Genomic DNA, 16,760 nt, shown 5'->3' with positions numbered 1-16,760 from the left:
TTTCTATATAGTTTTAATTGTGATTGTGTGATGTATGCTCGTTATCCATTGAATCGCAATGCAACAATTTCTTTTCTTTCTTAGTTACAGGCTGCGTTTTTAAGCCCTTATTTTTATCTTGAAGCATTAAGTTAATTAATTCACTTTTTTCTTTTTTAATGGCGTCGCGCATTTGCTTGTCCTTTTCTAAATCGAAATAGGTAACTCCTTCAATAATCGTTTTTTCTGCTTTGGCATAAATAGATAAAGGGTGATCTGTCCATAAGACAACATCAGCATCTTTACCAACTTTAAGACTACCAACACGATCATCTAAGTGTAAAAGTTTCGCTGGGTTTAACGTAACAAACTTTAACGCCTCCTCTTCACTAACTCCACCATATTTTATAGACTTAGCAGCTTCTTGGTTTAAACGACGCGACATCTCCGCATCATCACTATTAATAGCAACTGTTACTCCTGCATTATGCATAATGGCTGCGTTATATGGTATAGCATCATTAACTTCGTATTTATAAGCCCACCAATCGCTAAAGGTAGAACCTCCAACTCCATGAGCTTTCATTTTATCTGCTACTTTATAGCCTTCAAGAATATGCGTAAATGTATTAACATTAAAATCGAATTGCTCTGCAACTTTCATCAACATATTAATTTCACTTTGTACATAAGAATGACAAGAGATAAAACGTTCTTTGTTCAATATTTCTGCTAAAACTTCCATCTCAGCATCTTTACGATAAGGCTTTCCGCTTTTCTTAAGTTCGTCATAAGCTTTTGCTCTACTGAAATAATCTACAAAGACTTGCTCAACTCCCATACGCGATTGTGGAAAACGAGCATTTGATCGGCTACGCGATTGTTTTACGTTTTCACCTAAAGCGAATTTTATAAACTTTGGTGAATTGTCATAGATTAAATCTTCTGCAGCTTCTCCCCATTTTAATTTAATAATGGCCGAACGTCCACCAATAGGATTGGCAGAACCATGAAGAATTTGAATCGATGTCACTCCTCCAGCTAAATTGCGGTAGATATCGATGTCTTCATCATCTAAAACATCTTCAATAGTAACTTCTGCAGAAGAGTTTTGACCTCCTTCATTTATAGATGCAGCCGCTATATGCGAGTGCTCATCTATAATACCAGCCGTAATATGTTTGCCAGTAGCATCAATTACTTTTGCTTTTCTATCGGATAAATCTTTACCAATTTTCGAAATTTTACCGTCTTTAATTAAAACATCAGTATTTTCTAAAACACCATCCTTTTCATTGGTCCATACGGTTGCATTTTTAAACAAGATGCTTTCAGCTTTCGGTTTTTCTTTAAAACCGTATGCCAAATTAGGATAGGTAATCGGACTCATAAAAGAATCTTCAGATTTAGAATCCATCATTTTTTTAGCATCCTTTTTATCTCCCTCTTCATTTTGTATTTTATTAGCATAGAATGACAATACATTTCCGTTTGGCATGGTTGCTTTTCCGTTAAGGGTATTGCCATTAGCAGAATTTGCAACAATTCTTATGTATTCTTTTTTAGTACTATCAGCCGTTTTAAAAGTTAGGTTTACCCAATCATCTGTATAGCTCATTTTAGTACCTAAGCTGTTGTCACCAGACTCTATTTTTGCATTAGGTTTGCTATCACTACCAGAGATTGAAAGTTTATAATCATTACCAGCTAATTTAAAATTGTAATCACCATCAATGTCTTTTACATTCATATCTGCAATAACATGAGGTGTACCTTGAACCCAGTTTTCATAAAGCTTAGTTTTCTTGTCAAAAACATCTCCAGAGGTTATTAAAAAATTAGCGTAGCTTCCCGACTTTAATGTTCCTAGTACATCAGATTTCCCTAACAAACCTGCAGGAATAGTTGTTAAAGCTTCTAAGGCTTTTTGTTTTGAAAGTCCACTTTCAATGGCTTTCATTAAGTTAGATTTAAACGATTTTTTAGATTTTAGACCATGAGTAGTCAAGGCAAATTTAATTCCGTTTTCCGCTAGTAATCTAGGATTATGAGGTTCTTGATTCCAAGAGCGCATATCACTTAATGATAATGTTGAAGCCAAAAATGGATTATCGACATCATAAGCCAATTGAAAATCTATAGGAAGAATAATTGCGGCATTGGTAGCTTTAACTTCGTTAATACGTTCGTATTCGTCACCACCTCCAACAATAGTGTATTGTATGTTAAAGGCATCACCTACTTTATCAGCACGTAGAAGATTTGCTCTACTACCAGCTTCAAAAATTTGAGGTAGATTCTTATTACCATTTAATGCTTCTAGCGAAAGATCTTTAGTATCAATATTTCCACCTGCATACCATTTTGCATCATTATACATTTGGCGCAGTAAAGCCATGCTTCCCATTATAGATGATGGATACGACTGACGAGACGTTACACTTTTACTGAAAGATAAATGTTGAGAAGTCTCACCATCAACTACGCGTTGCGAGTTATCTGCATTATTATTTAGTGCAATTAAAGCTCCTGTGCCACGCACAATACCATCTGGCATATGTGTGTTTACAACACCAAAGCCTAGTTTGTGTAATTCTGAAGCCGATTTTGCATCATATTTAAAACTAGCCATTACATCTTGTTCTGGCATTACATGGTCGTTCCAATAGAACCCACTTCTACTGGCTCCATATTGAGGACCACTTCCTCCACGTTTAGGTTTTTGCACTCCAAAATCAGTGTACATATCAATAAAAGAAGGGTAAATGGTTTTTCCTGAAAGATCTACCGTTGTTGTATTCTTTGGAATGTTAACAGATTTACCAACACTAACAACTTTACCATCCTTAATAAGGAGTGTTGCGTTGTCTATAACTTCGGTTGGTGAAACGTGAATCGTAGCATTTGTAAATGCTGTGTAGTTGGAATTATTTGCTATTACTCCTGTATTACTTGGAAAATAATCTTGTGCAAATAAAGAGAAACTGCACATAAAAATGAGCAGCCGTAAATGTACTTTTATCATATAATTGAGTTGGTTAAATTAGTTCACTAAAGATATGAATTATAGGCTTAACGAAAATTTAATTAGAATATTTTAACGTTTTAATTCTGTCATTCAGAATGAGATATCAGTGAAGAATCTTATTAATGAAATATGGGGTTTAAGAGATGCTTCGCTGTATTCAGAATGATACATACGATTTTTTACAACTTAGGCAACCAAATATAATTAGATTGTTAAAGTGTTTTATCTTCATAGTAATTAACTAAAAGCGCAACCACATAACTATAACTTTTCATGCCAGCTGATTGATTGTTTGCTTTTAAGAAGCTATCAAAAGTTTTTTCAAAGAAGGGTTCAATAGGATTTTCATAATCCATCCAAAAATCTTGTACTTCTTGATAGTTTTTAATAATTCCTTTGTTGACCGTAGAAAGTATATTAGAATAAGTCTCAGGTTCTCTTTTATATATTTCAGCTAAGCAATAACGTAATGCAAAGGTGTACCCAGAATATTTAAAATAAATATCGTCGTTATGAATAGCTGCTAAACTTCCAATAAAATTAGCTTCATTTTCTGCGGCATAACCCAATTGATGAGCAGCTTCGTGGCAAGACGTTGTTGGGAATTTGTAAGTAGGCATCAATCTACTCACTTGCGCTTCATTGGTAAAAGGATTTAGATATCCAGAAAAGCCCATATAAATTAATGGTGTACTGTAGATAGATTTTTTTAGGCTTGTAGGTTGATAGTTAAGATGTGGATAGGTTTTAGATAATTCATCGTAACCGTTTTTTACATTGTTGAATATTTCGGCTCTAGTATAAGGTAATTCAACTTTTAAAGTATCATTTTTTGTAAGTTGAGTATGAACTGAGTTAGACTTTTCTATCAACTTTTCTGTAAATGTAATTAACTGTTCTGTTGTATATTCTGCTTCTAAATTTAAGGACTTATATAAAGGTTGCCTGTAATAATTAAAAGCCCAAAGCATATGAAAAGCAAAATAGGCAATAGATATGGTGGCACCAATATCTAAAAGCCACTTAATTGTGTCATTAAGGATGCGTTTTCGGTTTATTATTAACCATCTAATAATGTATATTCCTGCTAAGGTGTAAAAGATATCTCCAACTGAAAACGGTAACCATCCAAAAGCATAACGCATAAGTTTAGATAAGAAAACATATAGTCCATTGCTGTAAAATTGTTCTACGAATTCTGGATAATTTTTCAATATTGAAATCGTAATGATTTGGACTCCTAAGAAAATAACTAAGATTAGTTTTTTGTTTTTCAGCATCCTTCAAAAATAGGGAAAAGTTTGATGTTTTTCGCAATGCCGCAAAGTTGTGAAGAGATTCTAAAACAAGTTCAGAATGACAAAATATAATGATTGGTATTTTGTAATTTTACAATCTTAAATATTATAAAAATATGAGTCAAGATATAAGAAACCTAGAGCCCAAACAACTTTGGAATAAATTCGCAGATTTAAACGCAGTACCACGACCTTCTAAAAAAGAAGAACGTGTCATACAGTTTATGAAAGAGTTTGGTGAAAACTTAGGGTTGGAAACCATAGTAGATGAGGTAGGAAACGTAATTATTAGAAAGCCAGCTACCAGTGGGATGGAAGATAGAAAACCAATTGTAATGCAGTCGCATTTAGATATGGTACATCAAAAAAATAATGATACTGTTTTCGATTTTGATACGCAAGGTATTGAGATGTATATAGAAGGAGACTGGGTAAAGGCTAAAGGCACAACACTTGGTGCAGATAATGGTTTGGGTGTCGCTACAATTATGGCAATATTAGAAAGTGATACTATTGCGCATCCTGCATTAGAAGCTTTATTTACAATAGACGAAGAAACTGGGATGACTGGTGCAATGGGTTTAAAAGGAGGATTACTAAAAGGTGAAATTCTTTTAAATTTAGATACGGAAGAAGATGATGAGATTGGTGTGGGTTGTGCAGGTGGAGTAGATGTAACTGCCACAAGAACTTATAATGAGGAAGACACTCCTGAAACAAAAATAGGGTATTCAATAACGGTAAAAGGCTTGCAAGGTGGACATTCTGGTATGCAAATCCACGAAGGGTTAGGGAATGCTAATAAAATAATGAACCGTTTACTGTTTGACGGTTTTGAAAATTTTGGATTACGTATTTCTGAAATTGATGGCGGAAGTTTACGTAACGCTATACCAAGAGAAAGTAATGCTATAGTAGCAATTGATGCTATACATGAAGCTGCTTTTGAACTCGAATTAAAACAACTAGCAGCCATTATAAAGACAGAATTTAAAACTATGGAACCAGATTTAGAAATTGTAGTTTCTAAAACTGATACGCCAGAAAAAATAATGGATTTAGGTGTGCAAGAAGGAATCACTAGAGCACTGTATGCTGCTTGTAATGGTGTGTATAGAATGAGTCCAGATATTAAAGATTTAGTAGAAACTTCTAATAATATTGCTAGAGTTATTTTAAAAGACGGCTCTATTAAAATTGGTTGTTTAACACGTAGTTCTGTTGAGAGCTCTAAATTAGATTTAGCCAATACATTACGTGCTACTTTTGAATTAACAGGATGCGAAGTAGCGTTTTCTGGTCAATATCCAGGTTGGGCACCAAATATGGATTCTGATATTTTAAAAGTAATGGTGCCAATTTATGAGCGTTTAAACAATGGTGAAAAACCTCATGTGGCAGCATGCCATGCTGGTTTAGAATGCGGAATACTTGGACAGAATTATCCAGATATGGATATGATTAGTTTTGGACCAAATATTAAAGGAGCGCACTCTCCAGATGAACGTGCACAAATTTCCTCTACACAAAAATATTGGGAATTTGTTTTAGAGATACTAAAACACATTCCGAAAGCTTAATTTACGATAACAAAAAAAAGCAGCCTTAGGCTGCTTTTTTTATATCTAATAATGCTACTATTACTCTTTTATACTTGGTAATTCAATATCAAAGATAATATTGGCATTTCCTGGAATCACAGGCGGATTACCTCTTTCTCCATAGCCTAAATAATAAGGAATAAAAACACGAGCTTTATCACCAATTTTCATGTTAAGCATAGCTTCTCTGAATCCGGCAACTAAAGTTGCAGTTTCATTATAAGGCATATCGAAAGGCGCATAGCGTCCTGCTTGATCTTGTCTTTCATCGTACTTACCGTTTTTCTGGGCAACTTCTTTCCAAGTTGTCCAGAATAAAGTACCATCCTCAAAATAACCAGCACAATCAATATTTACTCTTTGTGATGATGTTGGTTTTACACCATTACCTTCATGTGTAAATATCATAGCCATTCCTGTTGGCGACTCAATGCGTCGTCCTGTTAATTCTGTATTACTTTTTAACCATTCTTGTTTAGCTTGGTCAGCTTTTGCTTTAATTGCTTTTTGCGCTTCTTCTTTCGCTTTTTTAATGTTTTCTTCCACTTTTGGCATCTCTTCTTCAAATACTTTAGGCGCATCAAAAGCTTTAGCTTCTTTTCCTTTTCTAATGATATTTAATTTAGTGATAACCACATCTTCTACTGGTTTATGATTTCTAGCAGCTGGATTCATCACTTTTACGTTAGAAATAGAATCTTGCACCGCAAGACCTTTAACAAGTTCTCCAAAAACAGAATGGCAACTTACACCTCTTTGATCACATGGTTTCATTGTTCCTTGGGCATCAAAAGCATCACCTCTTGGATAAGGTGCTTCAGTTATAAAAAACTGACTACCATTAGTATTAATTCCTCCACTATTAGCCATAGAAAGAATGCCTGGTTTATCGTGTTTTAACTCTGGAGAGAAATCTGCAGCAAATCTATAACCTGGTGTTCCTGTACCTGTAGCAGTTGGATCACCTCCTTGTATCATAAAATTATCCATTACTCTATGAAAAGTGATACCATCGTAAAATGGTTTTCCTTTATATTGTTCTTCTGCCATAGGATGGTTACCTTCGGCTAACGCAACAAAATTAGCAACGGTAACTGGCACTTTATCGTAATGTAATTTTGCCACCATTGTACCTTTTGTTGTTACAAATTCGGCGTAAATACCATCTTCTAAATCTGGATATTTTTCTTGACAAGATGTACTCGATAGTACTAATAATACAACTAACGTTGCAAGCGCATTTTTAATCATTTCTTTGAGTTATTGTGTTTAATGTTACTTCGCAAATTAAAGGAATGTTAGTTCCTATTTTATTTTCATCACCATAGTAACCAAATGCTTTTTGAGATGGAAAAATAAAGGTGACACTTTCTGCAGGTTTCATGAGTTTTAAGCCTTCACGTAAACCTGTAAATAATTCTTCTTTATCCATTACATAGGTTCTGTTTTCTGTAGCATATATCTCAGATCCTTGTATGGTTGATACGTTATAATCGAAATCTACTATATCTCCGAATTGAGGTTGTAAAGTATCATTTTCAATTTCATTAGTGTAGTAATACCAAAAACCACTTTCTGAGGCGATATAGTTTTTATCAGGATTACTTTCTATAATGTTTTTTATTTGTTGACGCTCTAATTCGTTGAGCTTTCTGTTGCGTTCCGCAGATTCTTTTAAGAAAGAACCAGACTGTACCGATTCTGGCATTCTGGCTTCAGGAGACTTACAGCTAAAGCAAAAAAGCGATAGACATAATATGAGTAGTAGGTTTTTCATTTTTTAATCTTTTTAATTGATACCAACTATTGGGTTTATTGGGACAATTCTTGTTTATAGGTTGGTAATATACTAATAAATTTGTCAATAGTGGTTTGCATATCAGTTTCACTACGTCCTCCAGCTGCATTGGTGTGGCCTCCACCGTTAAAATGAGCTCTCGAAAATTCGTTAACCGAAAACGCTCCTTTACTACGTAAAGAGATTTTAATTATGCCATCTTGTTGACTTTCAATAAATATGGCAGCAAAAATAATATCTTTTAAAGACAGTGCATAATTTACAAAACCTTCAGTATCTCCTTTTTTAAAGTTAAATTCATCTAACTCCACTTGAGACAATGTTATGTATGCCGTTCTTAATTCCGGAATTACTTTAAGGTTCTGTAAAGCTCTGCCAAGCAATTGTAATCGACTAAAACTATTTGTGTCGAAAATATTATTATGTATTTCTGAGTTGTTTGCTCCTTTTTCAATTAAGTTACCAATAACAAAATGTGTTCTACTTGTTGTAGCCGGAAATCTAAAAGAGCCTGTATCTGTCATTATACCAACATACAAACAGGTTGCAATAGTTGCATCTATCTTGTCTGTATCTCCAAGCATTTCAATAAAATTGAAAACCATCTCGCATGTAGAAGACATGCTTACATCAGAATAGGTATATTTTGCATAATCATCTGGTTGTTGATGATGGTCTATCATTAACTTAATGGCTTTAGAAACTTCTAGAGTTTCTTCCATATCACCAGCACGATGAAACGCATTAAAATCTAATGTAAACAGTAAATCGGCCTTGTCGATTAAAGCTTTACTTTCTTTTTGTTGGGTTTCAAACTTTAGAACCGTGTCATCTCCTGGTAACCATTTTAAAAAATCTGGATAATCGTTGGGTGTAATAACCACCACATTATGATTATACATATTTAAATAATGATATAAGCCTAGTGTAGAACCCATAGCATCTCCATCTGGATTTTTATGCGGAACAATAATAATGTTCTTAGGTGTACTTAATAGAGCTTTTATTTCTGGAATTTGTGCTTTAATCATAAGCAGCGAATTTACAATTTTTAGAGCTTTGGTAAAATGTTTTAATATGAAATTAATAATCTTGTCATTCCTGTGTAGGCAGGAATCTTCTTTTTAGTTAGATGCTAGATTCCTGCCTACGTAGGAATGACAAAAAAGACTTGATATATTAAAGAAATGCATTACTTTTGCACCTCATTAAAAAAAAATACATGGCAACTAACAGAACATTTACAATGTTAAAGCCAGATGCTGTTGAAAAAGGACACATTGGCGCAATATTAGAAAAAATTACAGCTTCAGGTTTTAGAATCGTAGCAATGAAGTTAACACAAATGACAACTGCAGATGCAGAAGAGTTTTACGGTATACACAAAGAGCGTCCATTCTTTGGTGAATTAGTAGAATATATGACTCGTGGTCCTATTGTAGCAGCAATATTAGAAAAAGACAACGCTGTTGAAGATTTTAGAACATTAATCGGAGCAACTAATCCTGCAGATGCAGCAGAAGGTACAATCCGTAAATTATATGCAGCTTCTATTGGAGAAAACGCGGTTCATGGAAGTGATAGCGATGACAATGCAGCTATTGAAGGCGCTTTTCATTTCTCTGGTAGAGAGATGTTTTAAGCCAAAGTATTAATAATACATAAGAAAGACCATCTGTAAGGATGGTCTTTTTTTATACCGTTAAGTTGTTTTTAGAGCGTAGTTTCTGTATAGTTTTTCTTAAGAATTTTACCATTGGTTAATGGTTTGTGCTTTTATTATTTTTTTAATTCTAGATTAATAATTTCAATAATGGAATCTGCTGTTTTATTAATTTTAGTAAGCTCTTTAATGCTGGTTCTATTCACAGCTTGTTTCCAGATAACGTAGGATTCAAATGCTATAATCAAATCTGGAATTCTATCATCAAAATCTAATTTTTTAAATAATTCTGGCTGATTAGGATAGTTCTCAATATTAAGTAGAACTCCACCTTTGTAAGCACAATTCTTCAACAAATCATTAACATCTTTATTGTTGTCCCTAGCAAGTATTTCAATCTGGTTTTTACTACCATTATATTCAGTAATTACATCCATTATCTTTGGGTTTAATATTTGCAAATCACCCGTATTAATTAAGGTTTCTATTGTTTTTGTTTTAAACTCTAAATCTAATGTTAAAACGTCATTTGTACCTAAATTTTGAACAATTTCTGCAAGGCTTAAATTCGGTTTTTTATAACTTTTTCTGTAGTTATCGTATAATACCAGAGAAGAATCAACTCTTGAGATATATCTATTGGCATACGCTTTATCCGCTTTTAAATCTGATATAAGACGATGGTAGTAATTTTTTGCTAATGCGTTTTCTTTCCGTGACTCATTCCAATTGTTGATTTGTAATGCCATTAAAATTCCGATTACTACAAGAATTATTTCTCCGATGGCGTAAGTTAGATATTTTCCGAATTTATTTTCAGAGAGTAGTCGTTGTCTTATGTGTCTGAAGAACTTAATCATGTTTAAAGGTTTTAAATCTTCCGCAAGCGGCTATCTCAACCAAATGCCCACAGGACATTTGATTTTGCTTTGCAAAATTATGTTTGGATATTCTAAAGAATTTTATCATTGGTTAGTGATGATCGATTAAATAATCTTCAATTTGTTTTTCTAATATTTCTCCTTGTTGATACAATCTAAGTCTGGCCACATGACTCGCCCAAATTAATGATTTGATATTACTATAAGTGTCTAATCTAAGGGTAGTGAGTTCATTAACTTCCTCGAAAGAAAAATTAGAAATATCGGGATTGCCAGAATAGGATTGCCAGCGTTTTTCAAATGTAGGCTCAATAAATGTATATAAATTTATACCTTTAGAAAGACTTTTTAAAAGTGCTAATATCTGATCATTATGCCACGATTCTTGCTTTTCAGTCTCTACAAATAGCCTATAATATTTTTGAATTTGAATACGAATACTTTCGGATTGTATTAGGTTAAGATCACCAGAGGATGTTAAATTAGAAAAGACTACATTTTGCCCTTCAAACCAATATGTTTTAAATACTTTGTAAATCATTGGTATCAATTCTTGCTCTGATACTGCAACTGTTTTTAAGTTGGCCTTCATAAAATACGTGTAAGCATCTAAAATAAGGGTGTCTGATTTAAAATGCCTATTTAGTTCTGCTTTATCTTCTTTTAGGTTGTTTTGAATTCCTTTTAGGTATGTCAGTTGTAATTGGTTGTTCTTTCTTGCTGTGTTCCAATTGTTGATTTGTAAAGCCAGCAAAATTCCTATCATTACTAAAACTATCTCTCCAATGGCATATTTAAGGTACTTGCCAGTTCTTCCTTCTGAAAGTAAGTTTTGTCTAATTTTTCTAAAGAATTTTATCATTGGTTAGTGGTTTATTGTTAATAAGCAAAAGTTGGTTGTTTATGGTTAGTGGCGTGTTTCAGCATCTAATTTAGTAAACAAAAACGAATGCGAGATAATTCTGAAGGAATTTTCAAAATAGACAACGACCTAATCAATTAATTATACTCGAGTTATGGATAGTTTTTATTCTAAAATCAGTTTTAACTCTCCGTTTTCAGGAATCAAATTCCACTTTTTGCACAGTTGGTCAAATTCCGATTTCATTTTTTCAATATCTGGTAAGTTCATAATCGGAACTTTAATTCCGCTGATATTTTTAGATTCCCAATTTACTAATTCAATGAACTGTTCAGTTTTTGCTGCACCAGAACCAATGGATTGAAGATTTCTCGCCATAATTTCTGATAGCCAAGTTTCAGAGCCTAAATTTTGGATTATTTTTTTATCGGATAATTCTTCTATTGTCATTCCAGATTTAACCTTTCCGTAAAAACCATTTTCCAGTTTGAATCCTTTCTCAACAACATAGTGAGCAATATCATGATACGGGATATCTGGTCCAAGATTTACACTTGTTATTGTTCCATCTTTTCTTTTACAAGTTAAGGTATTTCTATTTTTACCTTTAGTGATTATTATTTCCATTTTTCAAATTGTAAATAACGACTTTGATTAAGTACTAAACCACAATTATTTTTATAAGGTGTTGTAAATATTGCTTTAACTTTATTCTACTAATTCCATCAACATTTTTCTACCACCAAAATCTATTTCTTGTTTCAAAATCTTTCTTGTTGATTTATCTATGAAATAGTTCATTATTGCGGTATTATTTGAAATATCATCAGTAGTTTCAACTTTCCAGACTTGTGTCTTTTTGCCATTAAAATTGATGCTTGTCTCTTCTGTGTTTTTTATTGTTGCAGTTATTACTCCAATTTTAGAATTAGGATTATAGTCAAAAATCGAAATAGTATTTGAATAACCATTTTTTAGAGGAAGTAATCTTATTAATTGTGGATAAAAATTACTGTCAAAAAAAGGTTTATCTGCTTTTTCTGAAATTTCTGTTTTTTTGTCAGTTTGTTTATCTAAATAATAGCCTGTAATTTTTTCTCCAAATTCTAATATCATATCTCTTTGTTGATTAAATGAAGAATGATATATGGGTTTAAATGTTTCATTTTCTACTATTGTACTGTCAATCCATTTGGTTGGTGACTGTTTCATGCTGACGGTAGTGATAATATATATTTTCTCTTTTTCTTTCTGAATTTGAGTTTGTATAGTTCCTATTTGAATTTTGAGAGTATCCTGTAGCATAAACCAAGACATCTTTGATGTTTCAGAATTTATTAGTTTTTTATTAGCAGTATTATTTAACGGACTCAATAAAGTTTCTTGACTAAATACTTGAACAGTAGCTCCGAAAATAAATAGTAAAATGTAAAGGGTGTTTTTCATTTGTTTATGTTTTATATATGCTTTTAGGCATAATTTATTGTTAATCTCTTAATTGGAAAATAATATCCATAATTTCAAAATTTGGCGCATCATTAATAGCGTAGGCTGATGGAATACTTTTGGCTAAATCAGATTCTTGGTAATTTTTTAGAGATTGTAGAGAGTCCCAAACGTATACTCCTCCATATTCTCCGTCTTTACTTGTTTTTACATAGTATTTTTGTAGAAGACCTGAGATAGATTTAAAATTAGATTCTCTTTCTTTTGCTCTTTTTAATAACTCATCTTCTGGTAAATCCGATTTCAACTTAATAATTTGTAATACCATAATAATTAGATTTTGATTTTTAAAATCGCAATCTATTTATTTTTGATGATGGAAAATTGTAAAAATCGGTCGTTTTCATTTTTTAGCAAAGTAGAAGGTGTAAATCCTGTTATTTTCTTTATTTCTTTAATAAAATGAGATTGATCAAAATAACCTTCTTGAGGATATAACTTACCATTTTTTATCTGGCTATATGTAATAGCACCTTTTCGGATATTACAATAACTTTTTAAGGAAAGTCCAAAAGTAGATTGAAAATATCTATTTATTTGTCGTTTCGACCAATTAGCTTGTTGCGAATAATATTCAACTGTTTTATTTCCTTTAGTTTGGTTAATGGATTTTAAAAGAACTAATTTTCTGGAATCAATTATTTCTTTGTCTTTAATAGACGCTAACAAATATTTGTTAAGGTATTGAAATAAGCAATCATCGCTATTTTTATTAAACTCATCAAGTCTGAAATAAGTTTTATCTAATCGTTTTATTTCATTTAGAAGTAAACTAATATTCTCTTTAATTATATTTTCAACAGCAAGCAATCTAAACTGTACTCCATATATTGTAGTTTCAGGTGAGATAACTACATTGGTTTTATGATTCCATAGACCAGATAAAAACACATTTTGTAGATTGTCATTATGATAGCAAATTAATAAATCGAAAAAACCATCAGGAAATATTGTATACTGTTGAAAATTCTCATTCTTATTTTCAATTTTCCAGTAACACCTTATATAATCTTTAAGATTTTGATGTGGTTGTTGTTGAGAGTAAATCATCCAAAACTCTATTTAATATTTTATTGCTTCTTGTTTGTTTACGTTTATTAATTCGATTTTCAACTAATTAGGCCTAACGATTTTGTATAAGATTAGTTGCGTGGTTTAGCAACGAATTTAGCAAATACAAACCGAATAGAAAATCCGCGAGGATTTACGTTAGTAGGTTAGAACTAGCAATAAATTGTATATGGTGTTAACTTGCGTTTTTTTTCAGTTGTTCTTTATTTGTCAATATTAAAATTCCTCCAATTACAAAACCGCTTATCAGTCCACCAAAATGAGCTGCATTATCAATTCCGCCTAAAAATCCAAACAACAAACTTACTCCTGCATAAAGTCCTAATAGCATCCAAGTCATTCCTCTCATATAATTTGGGTAAATTTTAAAAACTGTAAAAGCCAAAATCAGACCATAAAGCCCAAAAATTGCTCCAGATGCTCCAACACTAACTGTGTTTTCGTGCCAATAAATACTCGCTAAACTTGCAAGTATTCCACAAACAATGTAGATAATTATTAATTTTATCGAACCAAGAATGTTTTCCAATAAACTGCTTCCAAGTCCAAGACCTATTAAGTTCATAAACAAGTGTAATAGTCCACCGTGAATAAACATCGAAGAAAATAACCTCCAATATTCGCCACTCATAACTTCAAACCTTCTATTCCCGCCAATTTCGAGTAATTCTTTTGGTGTAGGCGAAACTATGTTTAGTCCGTCAAATGTCATAATTAGAAAAACAATAATATTTAGAAGCAATAAAATTGCTGTGGCTTTATTTTCGCCCATTGGATTTAAAAAGCCAATCATATCTTTTAAATCATCTTCTTTTAGTGGTTTATTCTTTTTAAAATCGTTTAATTCCTTTTCGTTAATTTTTGGAATTACTACCATTAACAAAAGAGCTAATGCTCCAATTCCAAAAGACCCAAAAATCCAAGTAAATGAATTGCCGAGTCTTTCTTCAAAAACATCATTTTTAGGTACGAGTATTATTTGTTCCTTTTCGTTTAGATTAGCGTTTCTTTCTTTTATTGCTTCTATAAATCCATCTCTGTCGTCTGAATACCCTAGCCGTTCAAAATATTCTACATCTTGAAAATTATAGGTTTTAAATTCTTGTTCTGATTTGTTTAAAAAAGTCCTGTATTCTGAATTTTTCCTTTGTTCATTAATACGATTGCTTAAATTCTTTTTATACTCAACTCCATACCAAATAGAGCTCGTTTCCTCAAATGGACAGGCTAGATATAAGTAAAAGCTCAGATTATCATTATTTCGACCAGAAGTTCTCGCAGTTACATATGGAAGACTTGAGTTATGGTCAATATTAAATGAGCTTATTTTAAAATATTTTTCGTTTTTTAATTCTTTAACTTTTGAGATTGAAGATATTTCGTTTAAGTCAAAGGAACCTTTTTCAATGTAGTTTTGACTTATTATTATTGGTACAGCCATTGCTGCTGCCATAGTAAATTGATATCCAAAATATCCATTATCTCTTTTACCTCTAACATTTAAAATCCGAATTCTTCTTCGTAACCAAATAAGTATTGGAATCCAAGGAAGAGCAAAAGGAATCCAAAAACTCAACAAGTTTTCTTTTAAGGGTAAAATTCCGAGTTTGATATCTAAAGTCCAACGAAATATGTTGTAAAAAAGAATAGTTCCTATCGAAACTATTAAAAATGGAATATATACTTCTTTAAGTTTTATTTTAATATTATTCAATTCTCGATGTTGGTTTTAAATGCAAGCTAACGGTTTTGTATATGGAAAGTTGCGTGTTTGCGTGCGAGGATTTTCCGAAGGAAAATCAGACGTAGCAAACGAGCAACGACCTTTAAATTTATCCCAAAACAGCAATTTTTTATATACGTTGTTGTAACACGTTTTTATTCACGAAATACATTATTCCGCTTACAATTATTAATGTTATAATTATATCTAAAATTAAATTATTCAAATTCCAACCGTAATTCGGATTTGGACAATCTATCATAAATTCTTCGTAATATTTGAAAGGGAAACCAATCTCTAAAGATTTGTAACCAACTGTTCTATTTATTGGTGAAGTCAAATGATTAAACACAGTCAAAAATGAAGTTGATAAAAAAACTAAAACTGACATTAACAAAGTCAGAAATATATATTTGAGTTTAAACATTATTCGTCTTTGTCTTTTAAGTATTTGAGTAAATTTACCAAGTGTTGTTCGGAATGATGTTTCATTAAAAATTCAAATTGATAAAGTCCATCTTTTTCGCTGTTGTTTTCCAATCTCCATTGAACTTCTATTAAGTCTTTTATTATGTCAGTCAAATCATCGATTGAATCTTCAGTAACCAAATCAGCATCTTCGTTAATCTTATGACTTTCCCAAGCAGAATGATACCAACCGAAATCTGGAAAATGTTCAGTTACTATACTTCTAATTCCGTCATAATCTAAGCGCAAAGGTTCTTCGTAATCAGTTTCGTCAAATTCCGTTTCTACTTTCAGATATTCAGTGTAAATTCCAACTAATAGTCTTTTGATTTCGAGTGTTTTATTTTCGGATTCAATTTTTTCATTTGTTCCAAATTCAACAATTCTATCTATTAATTCTTTTAATTTACTCAATGTTTCTTGGTTTGGTCAAATGTGTTACAACGGTCTCGTATAACCGTCAGTTACGGGTTAATATGCGTTAATTTTCGGTTTGACACAGACATTAGCAATTCCGCGTGGATTCGGACGTAGTCGAATCCGCCGTAATTGCGGTTATACATTGTTGTACGCTGGCTTTTTTCAGTTTTCAAATCCGTTTATATTTAGCACTTATTCTTAATTTCTCATTTTTATTCGGATAGTAAAAATTCAGTCGCCTGTCATTAAGTTTTACTGTCCAATTAAAGTCTGTTTTATTTCCATTCCGATATTCAGTCAGGATATAGTATTCTCCATTCCGAGTTATTTTTCCAATACTGATTTCAGGTTCGTATTCTTTATAGTTTTTCCACTCCTTTTTATTATTTACGTTCCAACTTTTCCACGTGAAAGTAGAGTCCGAATGAATAGTTATTTCCGTTATTTCGTATGAGTAAGCTG

At 32.1% G+C, this 16,760-nt stretch carries 15 protein-coding genes; 2 read left to right on the top strand and 13 right to left on the bottom strand.

Annotated features, from left to right (window positions below; genetic code table 11):
* Positions 1-13: 13 nt before the first annotated feature.
* The gene (locus H8K90_RS12575) at positions 14-3,004 is read right to left on the bottom strand and encodes an amidohydrolase family protein (protein ID WP_246457735.1); all 2,991 of its coding nucleotides are present in this window, start codon (positions 3,002-3,004) and stop codon (positions 14-16) included.
* A gap of 215 nt (positions 3,005-3,219) precedes the next feature.
* Entirely contained in the window at positions 3,220-4,287 is a 1,068-nt protein-coding gene (locus tag H8K90_RS12570) for a DUF3810 domain-containing protein (protein WP_186846338.1), read from the bottom strand.
* A 134-nt stretch (positions 4,288-4,421) separates the two neighbouring features.
* Between H8K90_RS12570 and H8K90_RS12565 the strand changes: the two genes are divergently transcribed.
* A complete protein-coding gene (locus tag H8K90_RS12565; RefSeq protein ID WP_186846337.1) occupies positions 4,422-5,885 on the top strand; it encodes an aminoacyl-histidine dipeptidase in 1,464 nt (487 codons plus the stop codon).
* Positions 5,886-5,945: 60 nt separating this feature from the next.
* On the opposite strand, the gene H8K90_RS12560 is transcribed toward H8K90_RS12565, so the two are convergent.
* The 3 genes from H8K90_RS12560 to H8K90_RS12550 are packed head-to-tail and all read right to left on the bottom strand — an operon-like array spanning position 5,946 to position 8,735.
* Positions 5,946-7,157 (bottom strand): peptidylprolyl isomerase, encoded by a 1,212-nt coding sequence (locus tag H8K90_RS12560; protein ID WP_186846336.1) that lies wholly within the window; start codon positions 7,155-7,157, stop codon positions 5,946-5,948.
* Complete coding sequence (gldI, locus tag H8K90_RS12555) at positions 7,150-7,683, bottom strand: gliding motility-associated peptidyl-prolyl isomerase GldI (RefSeq protein WP_186846335.1); 534 nt, start codon at positions 7,681-7,683, stop codon at positions 7,150-7,152. The genes H8K90_RS12560 and gldI overlap by 8 nt, the downstream gene beginning before the upstream one ends.
* Before the next feature lie 35 nt (positions 7,684-7,718).
* Positions 7,719-8,735 carry a DHH family phosphoesterase gene (locus H8K90_RS12550; protein WP_186846334.1) on the bottom strand — a complete coding sequence of 339 codons (1,017 nt, stop codon included), beginning with the start codon at positions 8,733-8,735 and terminating at the stop codon, positions 7,719-7,721.
* Between the two features lie 191 nt (positions 8,736-8,926).
* Between H8K90_RS12550 and H8K90_RS12545 the strand changes: the two genes are divergently transcribed.
* Positions 8,927-9,346, top strand: coding sequence for a nucleoside-diphosphate kinase (locus H8K90_RS12545; RefSeq protein WP_185789413.1), 420 nt, complete (start codon positions 8,927-8,929; stop codon positions 9,344-9,346).
* Between the two features lie 137 nt (positions 9,347-9,483).
* Here H8K90_RS12545 and H8K90_RS12540 read toward each other — a convergent pair whose 3' ends face one another.
* From H8K90_RS12540 to H8K90_RS12505, 8 genes are all read right to left on the bottom strand, one after another.
* Positions 9,484-10,227 carry a DUF6090 family protein gene (locus tag H8K90_RS12540; protein WP_186846333.1) on the bottom strand — a complete coding sequence of 248 codons (744 nt, stop codon included), beginning with the start codon at positions 10,225-10,227 and terminating at the stop codon, positions 9,484-9,486.
* Positions 10,228-10,339: 112 nt separating this feature from the next.
* Positions 10,340-11,110, bottom strand: a complete 771-nt coding sequence (locus tag H8K90_RS12535; RefSeq protein ID WP_186846481.1) for a DUF6090 family protein — start codon at positions 11,108-11,110, stop codon at positions 10,340-10,342.
* Between the two features lie 165 nt (positions 11,111-11,275).
* On the bottom strand, positions 11,276-11,737 hold the full coding sequence (locus H8K90_RS12530) for a hypothetical protein (RefSeq protein WP_186846332.1): 462 nt from the start codon (positions 11,735-11,737) through the stop codon (positions 11,276-11,278).
* Between the two features lie 81 nt (positions 11,738-11,818).
* Positions 11,819-12,556: a DUF3108 domain-containing protein gene (locus tag H8K90_RS12525; RefSeq protein WP_186846331.1), complete on the bottom strand. Its 738-nt coding sequence runs from the start codon at positions 12,554-12,556 to the stop codon at positions 11,819-11,821.
* Positions 12,557-12,596: 40 nt separating this feature from the next.
* Positions 12,597-12,884, bottom strand: a complete 288-nt coding sequence (locus H8K90_RS12520; RefSeq protein ID WP_186846330.1) for a YdhR family protein — start codon at positions 12,882-12,884, stop codon at positions 12,597-12,599.
* Positions 12,885-12,916: 32 nt separating this feature from the next.
* Positions 12,917-13,666: a helix-turn-helix domain-containing protein gene (locus tag H8K90_RS12515; RefSeq protein WP_186846329.1), complete on the bottom strand. Its 750-nt coding sequence runs from the start codon at positions 13,664-13,666 to the stop codon at positions 12,917-12,919.
* 196 nt (positions 13,667-13,862) lie between these two features.
* A complete protein-coding gene (locus H8K90_RS12510; RefSeq protein WP_186846328.1) occupies positions 13,863-15,401 on the bottom strand; it encodes a rhomboid family intramembrane serine protease in 1,539 nt (512 codons plus the stop codon).
* A gap of 435 nt (positions 15,402-15,836) precedes the next feature.
* Entirely contained in the window at positions 15,837-16,292 is a 456-nt protein-coding gene (locus H8K90_RS12505; protein ID WP_186846327.1) for a DUF5063 domain-containing protein, read from the bottom strand.
* Between the last annotated feature and the right edge of the window lie 468 nt (positions 16,293-16,760).

This window comes from Winogradskyella echinorum, assembly GCF_014297365.1.
Lineage (GTDB): Bacteria > Bacteroidota > Bacteroidia > Flavobacteriales > Flavobacteriaceae > Winogradskyella > Winogradskyella echinorum.
This window is presented reverse-complemented; position numbering and strand designations above follow the sequence as displayed.

What these genes read in the sequence shown, in the direction of transcription:
- H8K90_RS12515 (WP_186846329.1), bottom strand. Translation starts at nt 13,666, where the DNA reads ATGATTTACTCTCAACAACAACCACATCAAAATCTTAAAGATTATATA.
- H8K90_RS12575 (WP_246457735.1), bottom strand. Translation starts at nt 3,004, where the DNA reads ATGATAAAAGTACATTTACGGCTGCTCATTTTTATGTGCAGTTTCTCT.
- H8K90_RS12520 (WP_186846330.1), bottom strand. Translation starts at nt 12,884, where the DNA reads ATGGTATTACAAATTATTAAGTTGAAATCGGATTTACCAGAAGATGAG.
- H8K90_RS12540 (WP_186846333.1), bottom strand. Translation starts at nt 10,227, where the DNA reads ATGATTAAGTTCTTCAGACACATAAGACAACGACTACTCTCTGAAAAT.
- H8K90_RS12535 (WP_186846481.1), bottom strand. Translation starts at nt 11,110, where the DNA reads ATGATAAAATTCTTTAGAAAAATTAGACAAAACTTACTTTCAGAAGGA.
- H8K90_RS12550 (WP_186846334.1), bottom strand. Translation starts at nt 8,735, where the DNA reads ATGATTAAAGCACAAATTCCAGAAATAAAAGCTCTATTAAGTACACCT.
- H8K90_RS12530 (WP_186846332.1), bottom strand. Translation starts at nt 11,737, where the DNA reads ATGGAAATAATAATCACTAAAGGTAAAAATAGAAATACCTTAACTTGT.
- H8K90_RS12570 (WP_186846338.1), bottom strand. Translation starts at nt 4,287, where the DNA reads ATGCTGAAAAACAAAAAACTAATCTTAGTTATTTTCTTAGGAGTCCAA.
- H8K90_RS12560 (WP_186846336.1), bottom strand. Translation starts at nt 7,157, where the DNA reads ATGATTAAAAATGCGCTTGCAACGTTAGTTGTATTATTAGTACTATCG.
- H8K90_RS12525 (WP_186846331.1), bottom strand. Translation starts at nt 12,556, where the DNA reads ATGAAAAACACCCTTTACATTTTACTATTTATTTTCGGAGCTACTGTT.
- H8K90_RS12545 (WP_185789413.1), top strand. Translation starts at nt 8,927, where the DNA reads ATGGCAACTAACAGAACATTTACAATGTTAAAGCCAGATGCTGTTGAA.
- H8K90_RS12565 (WP_186846337.1), top strand. Translation starts at nt 4,422, where the DNA reads ATGAGTCAAGATATAAGAAACCTAGAGCCCAAACAACTTTGGAATAAA.
- gldI (WP_186846335.1), bottom strand. Translation starts at nt 7,683, where the DNA reads ATGAAAAACCTACTACTCATATTATGTCTATCGCTTTTTTGCTTTAGC.